General features: G+C 71.1%; 20 protein-coding genes. 11 read left to right on the forward strand and 9 right to left on the reverse strand.

Annotated features, from left to right (window positions below; translation table 11 throughout):
* Positions 1-66: 66 nt before the first annotated feature.
* The gene (locus tag IE325_RS10875) at positions 67-918 is read left to right on the forward strand and encodes a hypothetical protein (RefSeq protein ID WP_190069578.1); all 852 of its coding nucleotides are present in this window, start codon (positions 67-69) and stop codon (positions 916-918) included.
* Between the two features lie 204 nt (positions 919-1,122).
* Here IE325_RS10875 and IE325_RS10880 read toward each other — a convergent pair whose 3' ends face one another.
* Complete coding sequence (locus tag IE325_RS10880) at positions 1,123-1,305, reverse strand: DUF6104 family protein (RefSeq protein ID WP_190069579.1); 183 nt, start codon at positions 1,303-1,305, stop codon at positions 1,123-1,125.
* A 126-nt stretch (positions 1,306-1,431) separates the two neighbouring features.
* On the opposite strand from IE325_RS10880, the gene IE325_RS10885 reads away from it, so the two are divergent.
* Positions 1,432-2,421, forward strand: coding sequence for a hypothetical protein (locus IE325_RS10885; protein WP_190069580.1), 990 nt, complete (start codon positions 1,432-1,434; stop codon positions 2,419-2,421).
* Here the strand turns inward: IE325_RS10885 and IE325_RS46635 are convergent.
* The 6 genes from IE325_RS46635 to IE325_RS10915 form a co-directional block, all read right to left on the reverse strand.
* A complete protein-coding gene (locus IE325_RS46635) occupies positions 2,418-5,342 on the reverse strand; it encodes a tetratricopeptide repeat protein (RefSeq protein ID WP_190069581.1) in 2,925 nt (974 codons plus the stop codon). The genes IE325_RS10885 and IE325_RS46635 overlap by 4 nt on opposite strands.
* On the reverse strand, positions 5,339-5,671 hold the full coding sequence (locus IE325_RS10895) for a CU044_2847 family protein (protein ID WP_229911746.1): 333 nt from the start codon (positions 5,669-5,671) through the stop codon (positions 5,339-5,341). The genes IE325_RS46635 and IE325_RS10895 overlap by 4 nt, the downstream gene beginning before the upstream one ends.
* 141 nt (positions 5,672-5,812) lie before the next feature.
* A complete protein-coding gene (locus IE325_RS10900) occupies positions 5,813-9,598 on the reverse strand; it encodes a multifunctional oxoglutarate decarboxylase/oxoglutarate dehydrogenase thiamine pyrophosphate-binding subunit/dihydrolipoyllysine-residue succinyltransferase subunit (protein ID WP_190069582.1) in 3,786 nt (1,261 codons plus the stop codon).
* Positions 9,599-9,878: 280 nt separating this feature from the next.
* On the reverse strand, positions 9,879-10,985 hold the full coding sequence (locus IE325_RS10905; RefSeq protein WP_190069583.1) for a HAMP domain-containing sensor histidine kinase: 1,107 nt from the start codon (positions 10,983-10,985) through the stop codon (positions 9,879-9,881).
* Positions 10,982-11,719, reverse strand: a complete 738-nt coding sequence (locus IE325_RS10910) for a response regulator transcription factor (RefSeq protein WP_003997964.1) — start codon at positions 11,717-11,719, stop codon at positions 10,982-10,984. Before IE325_RS10910 ends, IE325_RS10905 begins: the two co-directional genes overlap by 4 nt.
* A gap of 142 nt (positions 11,720-11,861) precedes the next feature.
* On the reverse strand, positions 11,862-12,539 hold the full coding sequence (locus IE325_RS10915; RefSeq protein WP_190069811.1) for a spermidine synthase family protein: 678 nt from the start codon (positions 12,537-12,539) through the stop codon (positions 11,862-11,864).
* A 187-nt stretch (positions 12,540-12,726) separates the two neighbouring features.
* Here IE325_RS10915 and IE325_RS10920 point away from each other — a divergent pair, with 187 nt between their 5' ends.
* From IE325_RS10920 to lon, 4 genes are all read left to right on the forward strand, one after another.
* Positions 12,727-13,509, forward strand: a complete 783-nt coding sequence (locus IE325_RS10920) for a rhomboid-like protein (RefSeq protein ID WP_229911747.1) — start codon at positions 12,727-12,729, stop codon at positions 13,507-13,509.
* Positions 13,510-13,616: 107 nt separating this feature from the next.
* Positions 13,617-14,210, forward strand: a complete 594-nt coding sequence (locus IE325_RS10925) for a hypothetical protein (protein WP_190069584.1) — start codon at positions 13,617-13,619, stop codon at positions 14,208-14,210.
* Between the two features lie 425 nt (positions 14,211-14,635).
* On the forward strand, positions 14,636-15,391 hold the full coding sequence (locus tag IE325_RS10930) for a hypothetical protein (RefSeq protein ID WP_190069813.1): 756 nt from the start codon (positions 14,636-14,638) through the stop codon (positions 15,389-15,391).
* Positions 15,392-15,499: 108 nt separating this feature from the next.
* Positions 15,500-17,914: an endopeptidase La gene (lon, locus tag IE325_RS10935; protein WP_190069585.1), complete on the forward strand. Its 2,415-nt coding sequence runs from the start codon at positions 15,500-15,502 to the stop codon at positions 17,912-17,914.
* Positions 17,915-17,984: 70 nt separating this feature from the next.
* Here the strand turns inward: lon and IE325_RS10940 are convergent, their stop codons facing one another.
* Complete coding sequence (locus IE325_RS10940; RefSeq protein ID WP_190069586.1) at positions 17,985-18,812, reverse strand: lysozyme; 828 nt, start codon at positions 18,810-18,812, stop codon at positions 17,985-17,987.
* A 226-nt stretch (positions 18,813-19,038) separates the two neighbouring features.
* Here IE325_RS10940 and IE325_RS10945 point away from each other — a divergent pair, with 226 nt between their 5' ends.
* The gene (locus IE325_RS10945; RefSeq protein WP_190069587.1) at positions 19,039-19,533 is read left to right on the forward strand and encodes a MarR family winged helix-turn-helix transcriptional regulator; all 495 of its coding nucleotides are present in this window, start codon (positions 19,039-19,041) and stop codon (positions 19,531-19,533) included.
* Positions 19,534-19,552: 19 nt separating this feature from the next.
* Here IE325_RS10945 and IE325_RS10950 read toward each other — a convergent pair whose 3' ends face one another.
* Complete coding sequence (locus IE325_RS10950) at positions 19,553-20,341, reverse strand: protein phosphatase 2C domain-containing protein (RefSeq protein WP_190069588.1); 789 nt, start codon at positions 20,339-20,341, stop codon at positions 19,553-19,555.
* Positions 20,342-20,748: 407 nt separating this feature from the next.
* Here IE325_RS10950 and IE325_RS10955 point away from each other — a divergent pair, with 407 nt between their 5' ends.
* From IE325_RS10955 to IE325_RS10970, 4 genes are read left to right on the forward strand one after another with little or no spacing between them, the layout of a single operon-like run.
* On the forward strand, positions 20,749-23,466 hold the full coding sequence (locus tag IE325_RS10955; protein ID WP_190069589.1) for a sensor histidine kinase: 2,718 nt from the start codon (positions 20,749-20,751) through the stop codon (positions 23,464-23,466).
* Positions 23,463-23,966, forward strand: coding sequence for a roadblock/LC7 domain-containing protein (locus IE325_RS10960; RefSeq protein WP_190069590.1), 504 nt, complete (start codon positions 23,463-23,465; stop codon positions 23,964-23,966). The genes IE325_RS10955 and IE325_RS10960 overlap by 4 nt, the downstream gene beginning before the upstream one ends.
* The gene (locus tag IE325_RS10965; RefSeq protein ID WP_190069591.1) at positions 23,963-24,367 is read left to right on the forward strand and encodes a DUF742 domain-containing protein; all 405 of its coding nucleotides are present in this window, start codon (positions 23,963-23,965) and stop codon (positions 24,365-24,367) included. The genes IE325_RS10960 and IE325_RS10965 overlap by 4 nt, the downstream gene beginning before the upstream one ends.
* Positions 24,348-24,959 carry a GTP-binding protein gene (locus tag IE325_RS10970; protein WP_190069592.1) on the forward strand — a complete coding sequence of 204 codons (612 nt, stop codon included), beginning with the start codon at positions 24,348-24,350 and terminating at the stop codon, positions 24,957-24,959. Before IE325_RS10965 ends, IE325_RS10970 begins: the two co-directional genes overlap by 20 nt.
* Positions 24,960-24,966 lie beyond the last annotated feature (7 nt).

Here is a 24,966-nt window from a genome sequence, read left to right on the forward strand (position 1 = left end):
AGTCAAGGCACTCGTTCTGGTGATCACAAATCTCGCGAGATGGACAAAACGGCCTAGCGTGTTGTCATGTCGACGGATCAGCCCCGGACCGCTCGCCAGGCCCGCAGCCCCGCCCCGGGCGCCCTGCTGCTGTGCCGAGCCGCGCCCGAGGGCGTCGCCCCCGCCGCCAGGCTGCTGCGCGAGGACATGCTGCTCGCGCCGGCCGGCGAAGGCTGGAGCGTGCTCGTCCCCGAGGGCAGGCCCTGGCTGGACGGCGACGAACCCGTCGACCGCGTCCTCACCGGCTGGGCCACCGCACTCGCCGTCGGCGCGCCCTGGCCCGTGCTCGCCCTGTGGTGGGACGCCGACCGCGCCGGATACACCCTCGCCGCCGGCTTCCGCCGCCCCGTCGGCTATGTCTGGCTGCGCAACGGCACCCCGGCCGGCGAGGACGAGGCCATGCGCACCTTCGCCGCCCGGCTCGGCCTCGATCCGGTCCTGGACATGCAGTCCCTCGACGCGCTGACCCGCCCCGACTCCGAGGCCGACGCGACCGCACGCATGCGTGGCCTGATCGCCGTCCTCACGCGCGCGGGCGTCTCCCTGCCCGACGGCCTCGCACCCGGCGAGAGCGCCGACCGACTGCGGGACGCCACCCGCGACCAGCCGCACATCCGGCTGATCGAGTGGTCCGGCTGGCGCGACGCCTTCCGCGCGGAACTGGACGCCGTCGACGGCGGCCGCCTCGGCGCCCTCCTGCCCTGGGCCGGCGGCCCCCGCGCCCGAGCCCTCGCCCTGACCCAGATCGCGACCGGCGTCCCGCTCACGGTCTGGGGCCTACGGCGCCACAGCCCCGGCTGGGTCGTCGCCGGCGCGGTACTGCTGGCCCACGGCACGCTGGGGCTCGCGGCATGCACCACCGTGCGACCGCTGGACTGAGGCCGGGGGCGAGGGCGCCGTACGGCACGGGGCGCGGTACGGATGGCAGACGCGGGCCGCCGGGATCGCCGTACGGCACCAGGCGAGCCGCTCACATCTCGCCGTACGACACCACCGAAGGCCGCCCAGGTCGCCGAAAAACACGAAGGGCGCCCCGCATCAAGCATCAGGGCGCCCCGGGAACCTCCGGCCTCGGCGGACCGGCTACAGGTCGTCGTCCTCGTCGTCCAGGCGGGCCAGCCATGTCGCCAGCCGCTCCACCGGTACCTCGAAGTCCGGGTTCAGGTCGACGAAGGTGCGCAGCTGCTCGGCCAGCCACTCGAAGGTGATCTCCTCCTGGCCGCGCCGCTTCTCCAGTTCTTCGATGCCTCGGTCGGTGAAGTACATGAGGTGAGGATATGTCGTGCCCGCCACGCGTGCGTGCCGGGCTCTCACCGTCCGTGCGAAGGCCCCGTCCGGCCCGTGGAACACTGGGCGGCGAGAGGTTGTCTATCCACACGGAGACGGATCTTCATGGGCACGCACTTCGACCAAGTACCCCTTGTCGGAACAGGGCTTGACCCGGCCGGGGACATCGACGGCTGGCTGGCCTCCGTGCCCGTGCACGCCCTGGTCGAGGCGTTCTCCACCACCGAGCAGGACCACGAGCTGGCCCGCGACCTGGCCGCCGAGAAGGGCGACGTCGGCGAGCGGCTGGCGCGGCTCGACGCGTTCACCGACCGGTGGGACACCCGTAAGGGCCGCGAGCGCAACCAGGCCGACGAGCTGCCGATGCGGGCAGAGCAGGAGGAGCTGGTGCTGGCCGCCGCCGAGGCACTCGGCATGTGCGGCGGCACCCGGCTGCGCTACGACCGCTACGACCATGTCCTCATGCTCGGCGGCCTCATCCGCGCCTGCCTGGTACGCACCGCGTACGCCGCCCATCTGATCGAGAGCGGAAGGGTGAGCGCCGGCTCGGTCACCGCCCTCGGCGGCCACCGGCCCTTCGTAGGTGACGAGTTCGAGCTCGCGGCCCAGGCGGGCGCGCCCGAACTCGCCGAGGAGTACGAGGCGATGGACTTCGGGACCCGCAAGGCCTTCCGGCTCGGTGAACCGGAGTCCGTGGAGGGCGAGGAGTCCGAACTCCCGGGCGGCACCTGGGGCGTACGCCACTACCGCACGGCCGACGACATGCCCGTCCAGGTCGTGGCCGCGCCCTCCAGCGAGCCGGAGCGGCGCCGCGCGGACACACCCGACAGCTACGACTTCTTCGCCAAGCACGTCGCCGCGCTGAAGCCGGGACAGCGCCTGCTGCTCGTCACCACGGCCATCTACGTCCCGGCCCAGCACGCCGCCGCCGTACGGATGCTGAAGCTGCCGTTCGGGGTGGAGGTGGACACCATCGGCAACGACCCCGGGGTGGTCGCCGGGGCGCCCGCGCAGCGGTTCAGCGCGACCAAGTACCTGCTGGAAGTCCGCTCCACCGTGCGGTCACTGGCCCGGCTGGCGGAGGCGCTGGGTTAAGCGAGGGCCGCAAGGCAGTCGGCCTCCGCCGTGCTCGCCTGTCGTACGCCGTTCGCGCTCTCCAGCTCCTCGTAGAGCGTGAGTGACTCGCGGGCCTGGGTGAGGGCCTCGACGGCGCGGTGCTGGGCGAGCAGGGCCGCGGAGAGCAGCAGATGGGCCCGTGCCTGGCCGAAGCGGGCCTGCGCGGGCCGGTAGTAGGTGAGGGCGTCGCACAGGTGACGTTCGGCCGTCGCGTGGTCGCCCTGCTTGGCGCGCAGGTCGGCGGCGACCAGGAGGGCGTCCGGATAGGCGAAGCTGCGGGTGCGGCGCAGCAGTTCCAGGGCCCGCTCGTTGGCGTCCACCGCCTCGTCCATCCGGCCCGCGAGCCCCAGGGCGGAGGCGCGGTTGTTGATCGCGTGGGCGAGACCGCGGATGTCGCCCGCGGCTTCGTAGAGGGCCTCGGCCCTGTGCAGGATGGGGATGGCCCCCTCGTACGAGCCCATCAGCCGGTGGACGACCCCCGTCAGGTTGAGGCAGCGGGCCTGGCCCAGTGAGTAGTCGATCCGGTCCAGGAGCGCGCTCGCCCGGTCGAGGTGGCCGAGCGCGCGGTCGTGGTCGCCGCGCAACCGCCAGAGCATCCCGAGGGTGTACTCGGCCTCGGCCTGGCCGAATTCGTCCCCCAGGTCGGTGAACTCGGCCAGCGCCCGCTCACAGCTCGCCACGGCTCCGTCCCGGTCACCGAGGTTGTGCTGGACGTAACCCCCGCGGGCGAGCATGTCCGCCACCGCGACCCGGTCCCCGGCACCCTCGTAGAACTCCCGCGCCCCGCTCAACGCCCGCAGCGCGGCGTCCTGCTGCCCCGCCACCCGGTACGCCTCGCCCAGCAGCGCGTTCAGATCGGCCGCGGCCCTCCCCCAGACTCCGTCCGGGGGGACCCCCATCTCGCTTCGCTCGTCCCGCCCCCGCGCCGCCGCCAGCCCCGCCCGGTACGCCTCGATCGCCACATCCGTCTCCGAGGCCAGCGACAGGAAGTGGCCCATGGCCCGTGGAATGCGCCACACATACGGCGTCAGCCCGAACTCCTCCGCGAGCGCGGCGCACCGCAGCAGGTTCTCCCGCTCCGCCTGGAACCAGGCCAGCGCCGTCCTCCGGCCGGACACGTCGGGGAGGCGGGTGTGGTCCAGGTCGGGGCTGTCGGCGACCGGACGGGCCGGGTTCAGCGTGCGCTGGGCCGCCAGCGCCACGGCCAGGTAGAAGTCCAGCAGCCGCCCGGCGATCTCACGGTGCCGCTGCCACCCCGGCTCGTCGGCCGCCAGCCGCTCACGCGCGAACTCCCGCAGCAGATCGTGTGTGTGCAGCCGTCCGCCGCCGTCGTCCACCAGGCTCTCCGTGATCAGCGCGTCGATGGCGTCCTCGGCCTCCACCGGATCGTCCACCAGCGCCGCGGCGGCCTCCAGGCTCACGCCGCCCGGCGGATGCAGGCCGAGCCGGCGGAACAACTCCCGCTCCCGGGCGCCCAGATGGCCGTACGACGTGCTGAACACGGCGTTGATGGACAGATCCCCGACCCGCAGTGACTTCAGCCGGTCCGTCTCCCTCGCCATCTCGTCCCGGATCCGCGCGAGCGGGTACTTGCGCTGGCGCCCGGCCGCCAGGGACGCCTTGACCCGGATGGCCAGCGGCAGGAAGCCGCACAGCCGGACGATGTCGCGCACCGCCCCGGGGTCGGTGGCGGCCCGCTTCTCGCCGACGATGGCCGTGAACAGCCGTACGGACGTCTCCTCGTCGAACTCCTCCAGCGCCATCGGCACCGCCCCCTCCACGCCCAGCTCGTCCAGTCTGCGCCGGCTGGTGACGAGGACCAGTGAACCGGGGTGCTCGGGGAGCAGGGCCTCGATCTGGTCGTACGAGGCCGCGTTGTCCAGTACGACGATCAAGCGGCGGCGCCGCAGTACATCGCGCCAGATGCGGCTCAGGCGGGTGCGGTCGCCGATGTTCTGGGGCTTGCCCAGGGTGGCCTGCAACAGGGCGAGCAGGGCGTGCTCGGTGGTCAGCGGGCGGTGTTCGGCGCCTGCCTTGTGGGCCTGGAGGTCCAGCAGGAGCTGTCCGTCGGGGTAGTCCGGCGCGAGCCTGTGGGCGAGGTGGACGGCAAGCCTCGTCTTGCCGAGGCCGCCCATGCCCGCGATCGAGTGGATCGCCGGGCCCACGCTGTTCTCCCCGATCTGCTCGATCAGTTCGGCGATCTCGCTCGCGCGGCCGGTGAAGTCGCGGAGGTCGGGCGGCAGTTCGTAGGAGGTGCCGAGGCCGTCCAGCTCCGGCTCGACGGCCCGCTGCCTCGGGATCGCGGCCGCCGCCAGGGCCTCCCGCACCGGTGCGAGCCGCTCGGCGATCAGGCCCACGGGTAACAGCCAGGACATCCGCTCCGCACGGTAGGCCAGGACCACGATGCCGAAGACCTTCCCGGCCTCCGAGTCGTAGACCGCGCCGCCGCTGAAGCCGGGCTGGATCTCGACGCCGCCCGCATTGCGGTCGTTGAGCTGGATCCAGCCGGTGCCCATGGTCTCGCCGGTCACGGTGGCCGAGGCGTGCACGCCGGTGTGCAGCTGGCCGGGATAGCCGTAGGCCCAGACCGTGTCGCCGCGGCTCCAGGAGGCGTTGAGGGGAGCCGGGGTCGCGTCGGGCGGTGCGGGGCTGCTCAGCCGCAGCACGGCCGCGTCGCCCTCCTGACGGTCGCCCACGGGCCACCAGCCGCCCTCCGTGACGACGGCGGTGATCGGCTCGGGGGCCGCCGTGCCGAGGAACTCGACGTTGACGGGCCGGCCCGGATCGTCGCCGATGACATGGGCGCAGGTCAGGACCAGGTCCCGGCCCAGATAGACGCCCGCGCCGCAGATCGTGCCGTAGGTGTCGCTGATCCGGACCGACCAGCGCGTGAAGCTCACGCGTCGGTGTCCTTCTTCTCCCAGCCGAGCTTGACGACGATATGGCCCTCGACCCCGGCCTTGGTCAGCACGGCCCCGGCGCTGGCGTTGAGCTTCACGCCGAACTCCAGCTCCACCGTGCTGGGCTGGGCCGCCTGGAAGGTGCGCAGGGTCGCCTCCGCCGCACGCCGGATCGGCTCCAGGGCCTCCTCCAGAGAGACGGACGCCTCACGCATACGGTCGCCGACGCGGGAGGCGCGGACCATGCCGGGCTCGTCGTCCTCGACCTCGACGACCAGCCGTCCCTCGCCCTCGTCGTCCCCCATGGCGATCCGCAGCAGCTCGGCCATTCGTTCCCCCGTGTGTCCGGTTCGGTGTGTCGGTCACTCAATTTACCGGTGGGGCGGGGGAGTTGACCGGAAATGCCGGAAGGCCCGGCTCCGAGTCGCGAGGACTTGGAACCGGGCCTTCCGAATCGACCGTGGAGCGGGTCAGGCGTCGAACACCTCACGCACCAGCTGCTCCTGCTCGGCCTGGTGCCGCTTGGCGGAACCGACGGCCGGGGACGAGCCGTGCGGGCGCGAGATGCGGCGCAGACGCTCGTCGTGCGGGATGTCGGCGCCGACCGCCAGGTCCAGGTGGTCGATCAGGTTGAGGGCGATGAACGGCCAGGCACCCTGGTTCGCCGGCTCCTCCTGGGCCCACAGGTACTTCTCGGCGTTCGGGTACTTCTTGATCTCCGCCTGGAGCTCGGCACCCGGCAGCGGGTACAGGCGCTCGATGCGGATGATCGCCGTGTCCGTGACGCCGCGCTTCTGACGCTCGGCCTCCAGGTCGTAGTACAGCTTGCCCGCCACGAAGACGACCTTGCGGACCGCGGCCGCGTCGACGGTGGAGTCGCCGATGACCGGACGGAACTGACCCGAGGTGAACTCCTCCGTCTTCGACGCGGCGGCCTTCAGGCGCAGCATCGACTTCGGGGTGAAGACCACCAGCGGCTTGTGGTGCGGGTTGTGCACCTGCCACCGCAGGAGGTGGAAGTAGTTCGACGGCAGGGTCGGCATCGCGACCGTCATGTTGTTCTGGGCGCAGAGCTGGAGGAAGCGCTCGACACGGGCCGAGGAGTGGTCCGGGCCCTGGCCCTCGTAGCCGTGGGGGAGGAGCAGCGTGACACCGCTCGTCTGGCCCCACTTCTGCTCGGCCGCCGAGATGTACTCGTCGACCACCGTCTGCGCGCCGTTGACGAAGTCGCCGAACTGGGCCTCCCACATCACGAGCGCGTCGGGACGGGCCAGCGAGTAGCCGTACTCGAAGCCCATGACCGCGTACTCGGACAGCAGCGAGTTGTAGACGTTGTAGCGGGCCTGGTCCTCGGCGAGGTACTGGAGCGGGGTGTACTCCTCGCCCGTCTCGCGGTTGATGAGGACCGCGTGGCGCTGGCCGAACGTGCCGCGCTGGGAGTCCTGGCCCGAGAGACGGACCGGGGTGCCCTCAAGCAGCAGGGAGCCGACGGCCAGCGTCTCGCCCATGCCCCAGTCGATCGTCCCGTCCTCGACCATCGTCGCCCGGCGCTGCAGCTGAGGCAGCAGACGCGGGTGGACGTGGAAGGTGTCGGGGATGTTGACCTGGGACTCGGCGATCCGCTTGACGACCTCCGCGGAGATCGCGGTGTTCACGGCGACCGGGAACTCCGCCTGCGGGTCCGAGATCGGTCCCGCGGCCGGCGTGGCCGTGACGGCCTCACGGACCTCGGTGAAGACCTTCTCCAGCTGGCCCTGGTAGTCCTGGAGCGCCTGCTCGGCCTCTTCCAGGGTGATGTCGCCGCGACCGATGAGGGACTCGGTGTAGAGCTTGCGCACCGAGCGCTTCTTGTCGATCAGGTCGTACATCAGGGGCTGGGTGAAGGCCGGGTTGTCCGACTCGTTGTGACCGCGGCGGCGGTAGCAGATGAGGTCGATCACGACGTCCTTGTTGAACGCCTGGCGGAACTCGAAGGCCAGACGGGCAACGCGGACGACCGCCTCGGGGTCGTCGCCGTTCACATGGAAGATCGGCGCCTCGATCATGCGGGCCACGTCGGTGGCGTACATCGAGGAGCGCGACGACTCGGGAGCCGCCGTGAAGCCGACCTGGTTGTTGATGACGATATGGACCGTGCCGCCGGTGCGGTAACCCCGCAGCTGCGACATGTTCAGGGTCTCGGCCACCACGCCCTGGCCCGCGAAGGCCGCGTCACCGTGCAGGGCGACCGGCAGGACCGTGAAGTCCGTGCCGCCCTTGTTGATGATGTCCTGCTTGGCGCGGGCGATGCCCTCGATGACCGGGTCGACCGTCTCCAGGTGGGACGGGTTGGCGGCCAGCGAGACCGTGATCTGCTCGCCGTCCAGGCCGGTGAAGGTGCCCTGGGCGCCCAGGTGGTACTTCACGTCGCCGGAGCCGTGCATCGACTTCGGGTCGAGGTTGCCCTCGAACTCGCGGAAGATCTGGGCGTACGACTTGCCGACGATGTTGGCGAGAACGTTCAGGCGGCCGCGGTGGGCCATGCCGATGACGACCTCGTCCAGGCGGGACTCGGCGGCCGAGTCCAGGACCGCGTCCAGCAGCGGGATGACGGACTCGCCGCCCTCCAGGCTGAAGCGCTTCTGGCCGACGTACTTCGTCTGCAGGAAGGTCTCGAAGGCCTCCGCCGCGTTCAGCCGGCGCAGGATGCGCAGCTGCTCCTCGCGCTCCGGCTTGGAGTGCGGGCGCTCGATGCGGTCCTGGATCCACTTGCGCTGCTTGGGGTCCTGGATGTGCATGAACTCGATGCCGGTGGTGCGGCAGTACGAGTCGCGGAGCACGCCGAGGATGTCGCGCAGCTTCATCAGGGACTTGCCGGAGAAGCCGCCGACCGCGAACTCGCGCTCCAGGTCCCACAGGGTGAGGCCGTGCTCGGTGATGTCGAGGTCGGGGTGCTTGCGCTGGCGGTACTCCAGCGGGTCGGTGTCGGCCATGACGTGGCCGCGGACCCGGTAGGAGTGGATCAGCTCGAAGACGCGCGCGGCCTTCGTGACGTCGTCGTCGTGGCTGGCGTCGATGTCCTTGAGCCAGCGGACCGGCTCGTAGGGGATGCGCAGCGCCTCGAAGATCTCGTCGTAGAAGTTGTTCTCGCCGAGCAGGAGGTTCGCGACGATCCGCAGGAACTCGCCGGAGGCGGCGCCCTGGATGACCCGGTGGTCGTAGGTCGACGTGAGCGTCATGACCTTCGAGATGCCGAGCTTGTTCAGGGTGTCCTGGGAGGTGCCCTGGAACTCCGCGGGGTAGTCCATGGAGCCGACGCCCATGATGACCGACTGGCCGGGCATGAGGCGCGGGACCGAGTGGACGGTGCCGAGGCCGCCGGGGTTGGTCAGGGAGACCGTCACGCCGGTGAAGTCGTCCATGCCGAGCTTGCCGTCGCGGGCGCGGCGGACGATGTCCTCGTAGGCCTGCCAGAACTCGAAGAAGTTCAGGGTCTCGGCCTTCTTGATGCCCGCGACCACGAGCTGGCGGTCGCCGTTGGGCTTGACCAGGTCGATGGCGAGGCCGAAGTTGATGTGCTCCGGCTTGACCAGGGTCGGCTTGCCGTCCTTCTCCGCGAAGGAGTAGTTCATCGACGGCATGGCCTTGATGGCCTGCACCATCGCGTACCCGATGAGGTGCGTGAAGGAGATCTTCCCGCCTCGGGCGCGCTTCAGGTGGTTGTTGATGACGATGCGGTTGTCGAAGAGCAGCTTCACCGGGACCGCGCGCACGGACGTGGCCGTGGGCACCTCCAGCGAGGCGTTCATGTTCTTCGCGACCGCGGCGGCGGGGCCGCGCAGCGTCACGAGCTCCGGGCCCCCGGCGGGGGCGGCGGCGGGCGCCGCGGCCTGCTTCGGCTGGGCGGGCTTCGCGGCGGCCGGGGCCGCCGGAGCGGCGGGCGCGGCGGCAGCGGGCTTCGGCGCCGCAGGGGCCGGCGCGGGCACCGACGGGGCGGCGGGAGCAGCCGGGGCGGCGGGAGCGGGCTTGGGGGCCGTGGTGGTGGTCCCTGCGGCCCCCGCGGCCGCAGTACCCGCCGCAGCCGGGGCACCGGCGCCCGGCTTGTAGTCGGCGAAGAAGTCCCACCAGGCTCGGTCTACCGAATTCGGGTCCTGGAGGTACTGCTGATAGATCTCGTCGACGAGCCACTCGTTCGGTCCGAACGCGGCCGCGGGGTTCTTGCCCGCTTGGTCGGTGTCGGTCGAGATGCTCGAGTTACTGGGGGACTGTGGCGACACGGCGGCAACCGCCCTCTTCCGCTTCACAAGGTGATGGACAGCGGGAATAAAGGCTACGCCCCCATGGCCGGGAAGGTCAGGTCGAGCAAGGTCATCGTCGCGTAAGTCACATCGGAAAGCGTGTTTCGGGCCCGGAAATGGCGGGAAACAAGCGTGGTTCCGCTTCAGCAGGGATGGGGGCACCATGACCCGGCGCACCGAAAGCGCAGGTCTGTACCTGATCACACGTGTCCGTCAGCCAGGACGACGTGGATCTTGAGACTCCGCTTCGAACTTTACGTCAACTTTGAACGGAGGGCTGCCCCGGCAGTGTGACAAGAATCCGGCAGCCCCGATCGGATTCGGCCACCCCGATCCGGCCCCCGTGCAGATCCACCGCCCAGCGGGCGATCGCCAGCCCCAGCCCCGTACCGCCGTCGCTGCCCGGCCCGTGCGGACGGCGCACCGCGCCCCGGTTGAAGCGCTCGAAGACCTTGTGCCACTCCGACTTCGGAATGCCCGGCCCCTCGTCCAGGACCTCCAGCTCCAGCGACTCCGGGAGCGGCCCGCGCCGCGCCTTGACCGTCACGCGGCCGTGCGGCGGGCTGTGCTTGATCGCGTTGTCGATGAGATTGGCGACGACCTGGTGGATGCGCTCGGGGTCGGCGTGCGCGGTCAGCTCCGGCGGGGAGACGTCGAGGTGCAGATGGACGTCGGTGCGGGTGTGGCTGCCGGAGCCGGAGGCCATGCCGCCGCGCGCGGAGGCGACCATGTTGGCCTCCTTGAGCACGCCCGACAGATACGGCCACACCTCGAAGCGCCGCATGCGCAGCGGTACGACGCCGTTGTCCAGCCGGGACAGGTCCAGGAGGGTCTCCACGAGCCGGCCGAGCCGCTCGGTCTGCTGCAGCGCCGTGCGCATCGTCTCGGGGTCGGCCTGGGCGATGCCGTCCACGACGTTCTCCAGGACGGCACGAAGGCCCGCGATGGGGGTGCGCAGCTCGTGCGAGACGTTGGCCACCAGCTCCTTGCGCTGCAGGTCCTGGGCCTCCAGCTCATCGGCCATGAGGTTGATGGTCTCGGCGAGGTCGCCCAGCTCGTCGCGGCGGTTCTCACGGACCCGGCGGGTGTAGTCGCCCTGGGTGATGGACCGGGCGACCGCGTTCATCTCGTCCAGCGGCGCGGTCAGCGAGTGGGCCACGAACTGGGTGACCAGCAGGGTGGCGATCATCGAGAAGACCGTGATGAAGCGCAGCTCCGTCTGGTACCGCACCGCGTTCACCGACAGGCCGGTGGTGATCAGCACCGAGATGACGACGAGCGCACCCAGCTTGGTCTTGATCGAGAACGGACGTACGCCGCCCCAGGGCTCCCCGGGGCCTCTCCGCGGAGCCGGGCCGTCGCTCATGGCGTCGGGGTCTCCAGGGCGTAGCCCACGCCGTGCACGGTACGGATCCGCTCGGCACCGATCTTCCGGCGCAGCGCCTTGATGTGGCTGTCGACGGTGCGGGTGCCGGAGGCGTCGGCCCAGTCCCAGACCTCGGCGAGCAGCTGCTCGCGGGACAGGACCGCGCGCGGGGTGTTCGCCAGGCACACCAGGAGGTCGAACTCGGTCGGCGTGAGGTGGACGTCCTCGCTGCGGACCCGCACCCGGCGCTGCGCGTGGTCGATCTCCAGCTCGCCGAGGCGCAGGATGCCCGACCGCGGGGTCGTGGCGGCCAGCGCGGCCCGCTCGACGCGGCGCAGCAGCACATGCACGCGTGCCGCCAGCTCCCGCATCGAGAACGGCTTGGTCATGTAGTCGTCGGCGCCCACGCCGAGCCCGACCAGCATGTCGGTCTCGTCGTCGCGTGCGGTCAGCATCAGCACCGGGACGGGCCGCTGGGCCTGTACGCGGCGGCAGACCTCCAGACCGTCGAAGCCCGGCAGCATGATGTCGAGGATCAGCAGGTCGGGCTGCCAGGCCTCCGCCGTGTCGACCGCCGCCGGCCCGTCGCCGGCCGTCTGCACGAGGAATCCCTCGGCGCGCAGGCGGGCCGCGATGGCGTCCACGATGGTCGGATCGTCCTCGACCACGAGGACCCGGCGCTGTGCGCCCGGGGTCGCCGCCGTGCCGTTGTGGGAGGTGTGTGTCTGCTCCATCGCCCGCCCCAAAGTTGCTTTCCGGAATCCGTGGGGTGATTCCTCTGACTGGCTATGCCTTGCTATGCCTGCGCATGCTTGCGATTGACGCTTGAATGATCCGCGTCAGGTGAGCAGAGTACGGGGAGTCACCGCGCTACGGCTATCCAGGTCGTACGGCAAGGTGTACGACGTCCGGAACGCCCCGGGCAACGGGGATCTCTTCGGTACGCACCTGTTGGAATCCGGCATTACACAAGGTTTCTTCGAATTCCGGAGAGGGTCGGGCCGACCATACCGCCAGTACCCCGCCCGGCCTCAACGCCCGTGCACAGGCCGTGAGTCCGGCCGGTGAGTACAGGCTGTCGTTGCCCTCGGTGACGGTCCATCCGGGCCCGTTGTCGATGTCGAGACACAGGGCGTCATACGTGTCGGAAGTCTCATGTACGTACGCCACGAGATCCGTTTCCAGAATCTCGGTGCGCCGATCGGCGAGGGCACGGGCGGAGAAGTCCGTCAGGGGTCCGTCGAGATGCCAGCCGATAATCGCGCTCTCGCGCTCGACGACGGTGATCCGGCCGGGGCGGGGATCGGCGGCGGCGTGTGCGAGCGAGAAGCCGACGCCCAGGCCGCCGATCAGCAGGTGGGGGGCAGGCCGCCCGTCCAGCGCGCCCAGCGCGGCGTCAATCAGCAGCCGCTCGGAGCGTCCGTCGGACGTGTCCATCAGGAAGCAGCCGTTCGCGATGATCTGGAGCAGCTCACCATGCCGCCGCAGCACGATCTCGCCGTGCGGGCCCTCGCGGCGATCCAGGACTTCGGGGATGTCGTACGAAGTGGGCATCCGGCCATCCTCGCAGCTCCGGCCGGTCGGGCCAGGGGATTTCGGGTGGACGCCCGCCAAGGTGTGAACTCTGTAAGACGCCAGAACTTCTTGAGAGGTTGCTGAGAATCGGCCGACATGTGGCGCTGATCACAGACATGGGCGGACGGTGGTCCGAGGGTGGGGTAAACGGAAGGAGCGCCTCACCGTGGAACGGACTGTGACGGCGGGTGCGACGGGCTCGGCCACGGAGCCGATGTCCTCCGATGCCGTCGGGCTGCTGGACGCGATGCCGCGGCAGCGGGGTGCGGTGCCGGTCGCCTCTGTCCGGGCGGTCGAGGAGCGGGTCACTGCGCCACTCCCGGCGGCTCGCCCCTTTCGCCTCTGGCGGCTGCTGCTCCCCGTCCCCACCCCCTTCACCTTCGCCTACGCCGCCGTCCTGGCCGTCACCTCCCTGATCGCCACGTACGCCGACCCGGCCCTCGTCCACGACCTCCACCAGGCCTCCAGCACCGATGTGGCGCACCTCGTGCAGACGCCCGTGGTGGCGCTGTTCGCCAGTGCGCTGTGGGTGGCGGGCGGGATCATGGCGCCGTACACGCTCGGCTTCCTGCTGGTGCTCACCGCGCTGGAGCGGCGCATCGGCGGTGCGCGCACGGCCGTCGTCTTCCTCGCCGGGCATGTCCTGGCCACCCTCGCGACCGAGGTCCCGGTGGGGCTCGCGGTGCTGGTCGGGCACCTCCCCGAGAGCTCGCTGCACCGCCTCGACTACGGCGTCAGCTTCGGCGTCGCGGCGAGCGTCGGCGCGTTGAGCGGACTGCTGCGGCCGTGGCTGCGGTGGCCGCTGCTCGCGCTGTTCACCGCGATCCTGCTGGAGGACCTGCTCAACCTCACCGATCCGCTGACCAATTGGGGGCATCTCTTCGCGCTGGTCATCGGGGTGGGACTGTGGCCGGTGGTGCGGGGCTGGCACCGGGAGCGGACCGACTGACGGCAACTGCCCGTCTTTCCGGGCGACTTCCTTGGCCGGTTGCGCGGCCCTAGGCTCGTGATGCGGGTTCCGCGGGGGAACTCCGCCGTCCGTTCATCGGGGGCGACGTGGATGTGCCGACGCTGATCCTGCTGGGTGCCGCGGGAGGTGTGCTGCGCGGGGTCGTCGACTTCTACATCCAGTTCGCGAACTGGCGTTCGGCCCGCAGTGCTCATCTGCGTGAGCAGCCCCCTGGGCGTGAGATACCCCGCCTGACGCGGTACTTCGATCCTGTCGTCGACCTCGCCGCGGCCGGCGTGCACAGCGTGATGGGCGCCGGGCTCGCGGTGCTGTTCGGCAGCACGGGGCAGATCAGCGGGCCGTACGCGGCGATCGTCGTCGGCATCTCCGCTCCGGTGCTGCTGACCCAGCTGGCGCGGATCCAGTCGGTGAGCGAGGCGTTGGGGGGTGGGGCGGGTGACCCCGGTCAGCAGGGGGTGGCTCCCGCGGCGCAGACGGCGCTTCCTGAGCAGGGGGTGACCGCCGTCAATGGGACGTCCCCTGCGGGGGCGTCACCCGTCGTCCCTCAGCCGGGCCCCGAACCGCAGCCGAACGGGCGGCCCGTCGATCCGCCGCCCGCGGGACCGGGGCGGGGGCATGGTGGCCGGGAGGTTCCCCGGCTGAGGGGTGAACCGGCCGTCGGTGAGGAGGGCAGGCCATGACCACGCGCCCCTCCGTCGGCCGCCGTATCGCCGCCGCCGTACTCGGTGTGGAACGTCCTGGATCCCGGTCACAGGACCGCACCGCCCCGCGCGACCTCCCGTTCGGCCGACGACTGTTGGCCGCGGTGCTCGGTGTGCGGGCGGGGGACGGGGCGCGAAAGATCCCGGCCGGGATGAGGGCCGGGACCGAGACGCCGGCCGATCCCATTGCCGAGGCGCCGTCGCATTCTTCGACGGAGGACCCGACGCCGCCCCCCGTCCGGACCGGGGCGGCCGAGCGGCGGGACCCGCCTGCTCCCCGGGCGACGGATCACGCGGCCGGTCCGACGCCGCGGGAGGAGCCGCCCCTCGGGCCCGAGGAACCGCCCTCCACGCCGCCGCCCTGGCGCCCACCGAGCCCGTACGAAGGAGGGCGCGCGCCCCTCCTGGCCGAGGACCGTCCGGAGTACGAGCGGATCCTCGACGAGGCGCTGCGCTCCGCACCGCACCGCCCGGAACTGGCCGCTGTCGGACAGCGGCTGAACCCCGAGCAGCTGCGCACCATGGCGCTGAACGCCACCGCACTCATCACGGCGGCCGCGGCGCCGGAGTATCAGCACTATGTGAAGGTGCGCGAGGAAACGCGCCGGACGGCGGCGACCCGCGAACCCGGCGCCGCCGAGCCGGACGCGGGCGGCATCGGTGTCGTCGGCGTGATCGTCGTCCTGTCGCCCGTCCTCGCCGGCACCTCTGCGGCGCTCTTCCTGCTCATCGGCTACATCCTGAAGATGTTCAGCCCCGAACCGGCGATCGCCCAGACGATGCTCAACGCCGGATGGGTCTTCGGTGCTGTGACCGCGGCAGCGATCCTGGTCGCCGCCGTCGGACTCCTCCTCACCGCCCTGCGGAACACGTCGTCACCCGATCCGGGGCCGCACGGCGAACCGGGCGACGAGGTGGCCCGTGCCAGAGAGGCCTGGCGCGACGCCCTGCTGGAGCGCGGCATCCTGCCCTTCCTGCGGGAGGCGCTCGTCGACCCCGCCACGGCAGCGGCCCTGCCGGCCCGTATGTCGAACCGGGGCCACGTCCGCCCGGGTCTCGGCAGCCCCGACGACCGGCCCCCCGCGGGCCCGCGCCCCGGCTTCGGCACCCCGGATTTCACGAGCCCGGACTTCGGAGGACCGGAGCGCCAGCCGGAATAGCCCGGCGCCATCGATCGCTGTCAGCGAACGAGGATGACGTCCGGGAACATTCGCCCTCCCCCAAGCATTGAGTCGACGTAACTCAACTTGACTGCCTAAGGGGAGATCATGGCTTCGACGTCCACATCGCTCACCCTGCCCGTGCTGCCGCTCGACGACGACGTCGTGCTGCCCGGGATGGTGGTCCCGCTGGACTTGAACGACGCCGATGTACGCGCCGCGGTGGAGGCCGCCCAGGCCGCCGCCCGTGCCACGCCCGGGAAGCCCAGGGTGCTGCTGGTGCCGCGTATCGACGGTACGTACCCGGGCACCGGAGTGCTCGGCACCGTGGAGCAGGTCGGCCGGCTGGCCGATGGTGACCCCGGTGCCCTGATCCGTGGGCGCGGGCGGGTGCGGATCGGCGCCGGGACGACCGGACCGGGCGCCGCACTGTGGGTGGAAGGGACCCGGATCGACGAGAGCGTGCCCGAGCCGGTGCCCGGGCAGGTCGCCGAGCTGGTGAAGGAGTACAAGGCGCTCGCCACCGCATGGCTGCGCAAGCGCGGCGCCTGGCAGGTCGTGGACCGTGTGCAGGCCATCGACGACGTGTCCCAGCTCGCCGACAACTCCGGGTACTCGCCCTTCCTGACCACCGAGCAGAAGGTCGAGCTGCTGGAGACCGCCGACCCGGTCGGCCGCCTCAAGCTCGCCACCCAGCAGCTGCGCGACCACCTCGCCGAGCAGGATGTCGCCGAGACCATCGCCAAGGACGTCCAGGAGGGCGTCGACAAGCAGCAGCGGGAGTTCCTGCTGCGCCGTCAGCTCGAAGCCGTACGCAAGGAGCTGCGCGAGCTCAACGGCGAGAAGGACGGCGAGGAGTCCGACGACTACCGCACCCGGGTGGAGGCCGCCGACCTGCCGGAGAACGTCCGGGAGGCCGCCCTCAAGGAGGTCGACAAGCTGGAGCGGTCCAGCGACCAGTCGCCCGAGGGGTCATGGATCCGGACGTGGCTCGACACGGTTCTCGAACTGCCGTGGAACGAGCGGACCGAGGACCAGTACGACATCCAGGGCGCCAAGGCGATCCTCGACGCCGAGCACGCCGGACTGGAGGATGTGAAGGAGCGCATCACCGAGTACCTCGCGGTGCGCAAGCGCCGTACCGACCGGGGCCTCGGTGTCGTCGGCGGGCGGCGCGGCGGTGCCGTGCTCGCGCTGGTCGGCCCGCCCGGCGTCGGCAAGACCTCGCTCGGCGAGTCCGTCGCGCACGCGATGGGGCGCAAGTTCGTCCGTGTCGCCCTCGGCGGTGTGCGGGACGAGGCGGAGATCCGCGGTCACCGGCGGACGTACGTCGGCGCGCTGCCCGGCCGTATCGTCCGCGCCATCAAGGAGGCCGGGTCGATGAACCCGGTCGTCCTGCTCGACGAGATCGACAAGGTGGGCTCCGACTTCCGCGGTGACCCGGCGGCGGCCCTGCTGGAGGTCCTCGACCCGGCCCAGAACCACACCTTCCGGGACCACTACCTGGAGGTCGAGCTGGATCTGTCGGACGTGGTCTTCCTGGCCACGGCCAATGTCCTGGAGGCCATCCCGGAGGCGCTGCTCGACCGGATGGAACTGGTCCGGCTCGACGGCTACACCGAGGACGAGAAGATCGTCATCGCCCGTGACCACCTGCTTCCGCGCCAGCTGGAGCGGGCGGGGCTGAAGACGGACGAGGTCGCCATCGACGACGGCGCCCTGCGCAGGCTCGCCGGCGAGTACACGCGCGAGGCGGGCGTCCGAAACCTGGAGCGGTCCGTCGCGCGGCTGCTGCGCAAGGTCGCGGCCCAGCACGAACTGGGCGAGCGGAAGCTGCCGTTCACCATCGGCGAGGGTGACCTACGGAGTCTGATCGGACGGCCGCACCATGTGCCCGAGTCCGCCCAGGACCCGGCCGAGCGCCGTACGGCCGTGCCCGGCGTGGCGACCGGCCTCGCGGTCACGGGCGCGGGAGGTGACGTCCTGTTCGTGGAGGCGTCCCTCGCCGACCCGGAGACGGGCGCGGCGGGGCTGACCCTGACCGGTCAGCTCGGCGACGTCATGAAGGAGAGCGCGCAGATCGCCCTGTCCTTCCTGCGCTCGCACGGCGCCGAACTGGAGCTGCCGGTCGCCGACCTCAAGGACCGGGGCGCGCACATCCACTTCCCGGCGGGCGCGGTGCCCAAGGACGGCCCCAGCGCCGGCATCACGATGACGACGGCGCTCGCCTCGCTCCTGTCCGGCCGGCTGGTCCGTACGGATGTGGCGATGACGGGCGAGGTCTCGCTGACCGGCCGGGTCCTCCCGATCGGCGGTGTGAAGCAGAAGCTGCTCGCCGCGCATCGCGCCGGGGTGACCACCGTGATCATCCCCAAGCGCAACGAGCCCGACCTGGACGACGTCCCGGCCGAGGTGCTGGACAAGCTCGACGTCCACGCCGTGACCGATGTCCGCCAGGTCCTGGAACTGGCGCTGGCGCCGGCCACCAACGGCGCGGCCCCCGAGGTTCCGGTCGCGGCGTGACGGACGCGGCCGGAAAGGCAGGGCCCGGGTCCCGTGAGGGAGGCCCGGGCCTTCGCCGTATCGACGGTGGCTATCCGTTGGCCAGGGCCACGACCCGGCCGAGGTCGCCGTTGAACTTGTTGTGGTCGCCGACGGTCGGTCCGGAGGACGTGTACTGCCACATCGTGTAGTAGTCCCAGCCCGCCGGGAGTTCCCCCGCGTCCGCCGCGTACCGGGCGACCCACAGCGGGTTGGCGGTGGCGAAACCGCTGTAGTTGCCGGTGCACTGCTTCCACCAGGTCGTCGCCGTGTAGATGACGGCGTCGCGACCGGTGCGGGCCTTGTACTGGTTCAGGAAGTCGCGGATCCAGCTGACCATCGCGCTCGGCGTCTTGCCGTAGCAGGCGTTCCCGTACGGGTTCCACTCGATGTCGAGGGCGCCGGGCAGCGTCTTGCCGTCACGGGACCAGCCGCCGCCGTGCTCGACGAAATAGTTCGCCTGGGTTGCTCCATCGGTGGTGTCCGGGGTCGCGAAGTGGTAGGCGCCGCGGATCATGCCGGCGTTGTAGGAGCCGTTGTACTGCTGGGCGAAGTAGGGGTTCGTGTAGTAGGTCCCCTCGGCGGCCTTCACATAGGCCCACTTCACCCCGCTGTCCCACAGCGTCGACCAGGCGACGTCGCCCTGATGGCTGGAGACGTCGACGCCTTCCGTCTGAGCGGCCAGGTCGGAGGCGGGGACGCCGTCGATGCCGTCATGGGCCGCGACGCCCATGCCCATGTAGGCGGAGCCGCGGGGCGGGGTGTCGTCGGCGGACGCGGGGGAGGTCTGGGCGGCCAGTAACAGCAGCACGAGGAGGGAGAGGGCGGTCAACACAAGGGGGCGATGATTGCGGAGCTGTTCGGGTCTGTGCACGGGCATAGCGTGCCTCCGAAGGCTCGGTGACGCTCGGTGGGAAACGTGACTGTCGTGTGGCGTGGGCATGCCAGATCGGCCTCTTATGGAGGAAGCTAGGCAGCCGGAAGGGCAGGTGGAAGGGGGTCCGGGGGCTGCCGTTGGTCTATGCCTGCGAAATACTGGCGGAGCTGCGGCAACGACGGGGGTCGGCGGAAACTTTCAGGACCGGGAAATCGAGGCAGGGACTGACGTGCGCGAAGACGGCAACGGCGACGGACGAGGAGTCGGGTCCGGAGTGTCCGGTGGTGGCCCGGACCGGCCCGAATTCCTCGACCTGGAACGCGAGCTGACGGTCCTTTTCCGGCGCGCCCGCGCCAAGCAGGGCGAGATGGCCCGCGAGGTCCATCCCGACCTGGAGTCGGCGGCGTACGGCCTGCTGGTCCGTCTGGACGACGCCGGACGCCTGCGCGCCACCGAGCTCGCCGCCTACATCGGCGTCGGCAAGGCCACCATGTCCCGCCAGCTGCGCGCCCTGGAGGACCTGGGCCTGGTCGCCCGCGAACCGGACCCCGCCGACGGCCGCGCCTGGCTGGTCCACCTCACGGACGAGGGCCGCCGACGGGTCGCGAACGTACGGGAGGCCCGGCGGGCCCGCTATGTCGAGCAGCTCTCGAACTGGGACCGGAGCGAGGTGGCGGAACTGGCACGGCTGCTGAACCAGCTGAACCGGGGGATGGAGAAGTAGCTCCCTCGCTTCTTGCGGCTCACAGCTCCACGTACACGACCGTCGCGTCGTCATGCGTCTTGCTGCGCCGCAGATACGTCCGCTCCTCCGCGTCCGCCAGCTCCAGGGCCCGCACCCGGTCCACCAGTGCCCGTGCCCCCTCCTTCCGTACGAAGGTGAAGCAGTCGGACCAGTCGCCCTCGCGGAACTTCTCCACCCAGCGGGTCGCGCCGTCCGTCAGGGCGGCCAGGGCCCGGACCTCCCCGCGCGGCAGCACCCCCGTCACCGCGCGGGACGCCACCGTGGGATCCGCGGCCGCCGTGAAGAAACCGCCCTCCTTGTTGCGGACGTGGGCGTCGATCATGGCGTCCGTGGCCAGGGAGGCGCGGGGGAGGCGGGCCAGGCGGTCGTCCAGGTACGGGGTGATCGTGCGGTTCGGCGACTCGGTCAGCAGGGCGGAGTCCGAGAGGATCAGGTACTCCACCGTCTCCGAGGACCAGCGCGCCACAACCACCGTTGCCTGTGGGGTGCGTGGGTGAGAAAGGTCACAGGTTTCCCGGTGGGCGTCAGCGGTACGCGTGATGGCACCGGCCAGCGCTTCGGCGAGGGGAACATCAGGGAGGGAAACGGTCAGTTCGGTCAGTGCGCCGCCGAGTCGCGCGGTGAACCAGGGGACGGAATGCAGACAGCCCGTCTCACCCCTGGGTGGGGTCACTCCGTCCAGGACCACCAGCGCGCCGCCCTGTCCCGAGGCGGGAAGGCCGACACTCGCGAAGTCCTCGTTGGGGCGGGCCGGATCGCCGGGCTCCGAAACAAGCTCTGTTCGCATTCGGCCAGTCTGCACGAGCCCTTCACATGGTTCGCGAAGGGGTCGCATCGACTGCCGAATGGGTGCGAGCCCGCAGGTCAGGCGTCTGATTTGAGGGGGAATGACGCGCTCCGGACCGGCGTGGCGGCGAATACTGCCATCGCCCGCCGCAGACGTCCAACCGGCCCACCGCGCAAGGCGTGTGCACGCGCCGGAGGAACTTGCCCGCCAACTCTCCTCCGGGGTTCACTCCTTCGAGTGGCGGGTCGGGATGAAGCACGGCCCTTGCCCACCGGCACTGGGAGGGTCGGGGACCGGTGAGGGCACCCCCTGCTCGAACCAAGTCGAGAGCTTGGGGGAGGGGTGTGCGTACCGTCGACGGAAGTTGACGAAGCGTCATCCGGACCCATGGGTATCACGAGTCAGGAATGCGAGCACCGGTGCAGAAGATGCGGCCACGTCGCTCAGGCAAGAAGACGGCCTCCGCAGGGGGCGCGCAGCCCACTCCCGGCACCACCCCCGACGTCACACCCGTGGGCAAGGGGCGCCCGACACATGTACGGAACCGGCTGATCGTCGCCGTGGCCGTGGTGGCCGCCGCCATCGCCGCGGCAGGCGTCCCCTCGATCGTCGCCGCCTCCGGGCAACTGCACGACTCGCAGAGCCTGGTGACGCTCGCCGAACAGACCGAGAACGCGCTCACCCTCGCCCACTCCCTGTCCGACGAGCGCGACGAGGTCACCCCGTACATCGCCGCCGGCCGCCCCAAGTCCAAGGCGCCCAGCGAGCAGCGCAGCGCCCGCGTCGACCGGCAGGTCGAGGAACTGCGCGCCGACACCGATGTCCCCGCCTCGCTGCGCGAGGACCTCGACGCCATCGCCGCGCTGCGCCGGGCCGCGCTCACCGGCAAGAGCACCGCCCTGGAGTCGCACGCCGCCTACTCCGCGGCGATCGGCGAACTCCACCGGGTCGCCGAGCGCCTGGCCGAGCAGCTGCCGCCCCGCGCGGGCTCCGGCGCGCACGCCCTGGCCGAACTGGACACCGCCGTACAGCAGGCCGCCGCCACCCGCGGGCTGCTGCTCGCCGCGCTCAGCGTGCCGACCACCACCGAGACCGTCATCGACCCGGTCACCGGCCTCGCGACCACCCAGGAGACGTCCTCGGAGGCCGACGCCAAGCAGCGCACCGCACTCGGCGCCGCCGCCCAGCAGGCCCGGCTGCGCTCCGACGCCGCCCTCGCCGACTTCCGCGACACCGCCCCCAAGAGCGCCCGCGCCTCCTACGACTCCACGGTCACCGGACCCGAGGTCGACACCGCCGAGCGCTACCTCGCCGCCCTCACCGACCAGGCCACGCTCTCCGACCGCGACCTCGCCACCAACACCGAGCGGGCCGAGGCCGCCCTCTCCGCCCGCGTCGACTCGATGCGCGGTGCCGAGTCCGCGCTCTACGACCGCCGCACCAAGGCCCTGGAGCAGCTGCGCGACGACGACGTCACCGGGCTGGAGCTGCGGATCGCGATCCTCGGCGCCCTGATGCTGCTCGCCGTCGGTGTCGCCACCGGCATGGCCCGCAGCCTCACCCGCCCCCTCGCCGTGCTGCGCCTGGGCTCGGCGCGCCTGGCGAACGCCGAGGACCCGGCGGCCGAGGAACCGGTCAAGTTCACCGGCCGCAAGGACGAGTTCGCCCAGGTCGTCAACTCCGTCAACGCCCTGCACGCGCACGCCGTCGCCGTCCATGAGCGCATCGCCACCCTGGAGTCCGACCGCAAGCACCTGGTCGGACAGCGGCAGAAGATGGCCGATGCCCGCGAGGGTCTGCGCGGTGAACTCGCCGAATCCGCCGCCCAGTTGGAGCGGCTGCGGGACAGCATCGGCGGCACCTTCGTCAACCTCGCCCTGCGCACCCTCGGCCTGGTCGAGCGCCAGCTCGCCGTCATCGAGGGCCTGGAGGAGCGCGAGCAGGACCCCGAGCGCCTCGCCACCCTCTTCAAGCTGGACCACTTCGCCACGGTCATGCGCCGCCACAGCGAGAACCTCCTCGTGCTGGCCGGCACCGAGCATGTCCAGCAGCACGCGGGACCGGTCCCGCTGGTCGACGTCGTGCGCGCCGCGGTCAGCGAGATCGAGCGGTACGAGCGTGTCCGTATCGCCGCGCTGCCGCCGCACGCCCATGTGGCGGGCTTCGCGGCCGACGACCTCTCCCACCTCCTGGCCGAACTGATGGAGAACGCCACCGCGTCCTCCCCGCCCGACCTGCCCGTCGAGGTCTCCGGCTGGCTGCTGGAGAGCGGCGAGGTCATGCTCTCCGTCCAGGACGAGGGCATCGGCATGGCGGGCGAGCGCCTCACCCGCCTCAACTCCCGCCTCGCCGACTTCGACCCCGAGGCCTCCTACGACCAGGAGGGCGACGACGGCCTGGGCCTCGGCCTGTTCGTCGTGGCCCGCCTCGCCCACCGCCACGGCGTCCGCGTCCAGCTCCGCGAGCAGAAGCAGGGAGGCATCGCGGCGGTCGCGGTCCTGCCCAAGGGCCTGCTGACACCGGCCCCCGCCACGGCGGTCCCCTCGACCGCCCCCCACCACACCACGGCCCAGGCCTTCTCCCTCCCCGGCGCCGACGCCGAGGCCAACTCCAACGTCCTGCACGCCCGCCCGAAGAGCCAGGACCCGCTGGTGGCACTGGCGGAGAAGGCCGTACGGGACACCGAGGACGCCGGGGAAGCCGTACCGGAGACCGAGGCCGCGCCCGCCGAGACCACCATGGAGCTGCTGCTCCCGGAGGCCGCCGCCGAGCCCGCCGAGGAGCCGGAAGCCCCGGCCGGCGACCCGTACGCGATCGGACCCGACACCCATGAGCGGGCCCGTGACGAGCGGGACGAGGGCGATGAGGGGGAGGAGAGCGTCACCGGCAAGGGCCTCCCCAAGCGCACCCCGAAGATCACCGCCCCCGCGCAGACCCCGCGTCAGCGGACCGGCTCCGTCGACGCCGAAGCCCTCCGCAAGCGGCTCGGCGGCTTCCGCCGGGGAGCGGAGGCCGGCTACCGCGACGTACAGGCGGAGATCGCCGAACAGACCGCCCAGAACAAGGCACCCAGCACGGAGTCCGAAGCAGTAACGGGGGGCACAGTCGAGGAGGCAAGCAGTTGACCGCGCCCAGTACCTTCGGACTGAGCAGTGAAGCCCGCAACCTGCACTGGTTGTTGACGAATCTGGTCGAGGAGGTGCCGGGCATCCAGTCAGTAGCGGTGGTCTCGTCCGACGGCCTGCTCCTGCTCTCCTCCGACCCGGACCGCAACGAAGAGGCCCGCAAGGCCCGCGGCACCAGGCCCGCGGGCCCCCGCGGCTCCTCCGCAGACCTCGCCACCATCGTCTCCGGCATCGGCAGCCTCACCATCGGCACCGCCAAGCTGATGCAGTTCGGCGGGGTGAAGCACACGATGGTCGCGATGGACGAGGGCAGCCTGTTCGTGATGTCCATCAGCGATGGCTCGCTGCTCGGCGTGCACGGCTCCGCGGACTGCGACATGAGCGTCGTGGCGTACCACATGGCGCTCTTCGTCGGCCGGGCCGGCCATGTCCTCACCCCCGAACTCCGCAGCGAGCTACGGAAATCCCTAGAGGCCGCGTCCACAGGGAGTACCCGATGAACAAGCCCCACCTCCCCGTCCGCGGCGGCGACCGCAAGGCCGCCCGCGTACGCCCCTACTCGCTCACCGGCGGCCGGACCCGCTTCGGCCACGTCCTCCTCGTGGAGACGTTCGTGGCGGCCCTGGAGGCCCCCGAGGAGCGCAAGGAACTGACGAAAGGTTCCCTCACCACCCGGGTGATGCCGGAGATGCAGGCCATCGTCGAACTGTGCCGCCGCATGCGCACGGTGGCCGAGATCGCCGCGCTGCTGAAGATGCCGCTCGGCGTGGTCCGGGTGCTCCTCAGCGATCTCGCGGACCAGGGAAAGATCCGTGTGTACGGCACGGGAACCGGCCATGGCACGGGCCGGCCCGACCGCGCTCTGCTCGAAAGGGTGCTGAGTGGACTCCGTCGTCTCTGAAGTCACCGATGACCGCCCGCAGTCCTGGCAGACGGACCGCACCCGGGCCCCCATCGCGACGAAGATAGTCGTGGCGGGCGGCTTCGGGGTCGGCAAGACCACGCTGGTCACCGCCGTCTCGGAGATCACGCCGCTGCAGACCGAGGCGCTGATGACCGAGGCGAGCGAGGACACCGACGACCTCACCGCCACGCCGGGCAAGCTCACCACCACCGTGGCCATGGACTTCGGCCGCATCACGCTCGACGACGACCTGGTGCTCTACCTGTTCGGCACGCCGGGCCAGCAGCGGTTCTGGTTCATGTGGGACGACATGGTGCGCGGTGCGATCGGCGCGGTCGTGATGGCCGACACCCGCAGGCTGAAGGACTGCTTCCCCGCGCTGGACTACTTCGAGAGCTGCGGACTGCCGTACGTCGTCGCGGTCAACCACTTCGACGGCAGTGAGCTGTTCGAACCGGAGGATGTTCGGGAAGCGTTGACGATTCCCGCGCACATCCCTGTAATGATCATGGATGCGCGGCGCCGGATCTCGGTGATCGAGACCCTTCTGTCCCTCGTGGGCCACGCGCTCGACGAAACTCCCGAGTGAATCCCCG

The organism is Streptomyces lanatus (genome assembly GCF_014655715.1).
Taxonomy (GTDB): domain Bacteria; phylum Actinomycetota; class Actinomycetes; order Streptomycetales; family Streptomycetaceae; genus Streptomyces; species Streptomyces lanatus.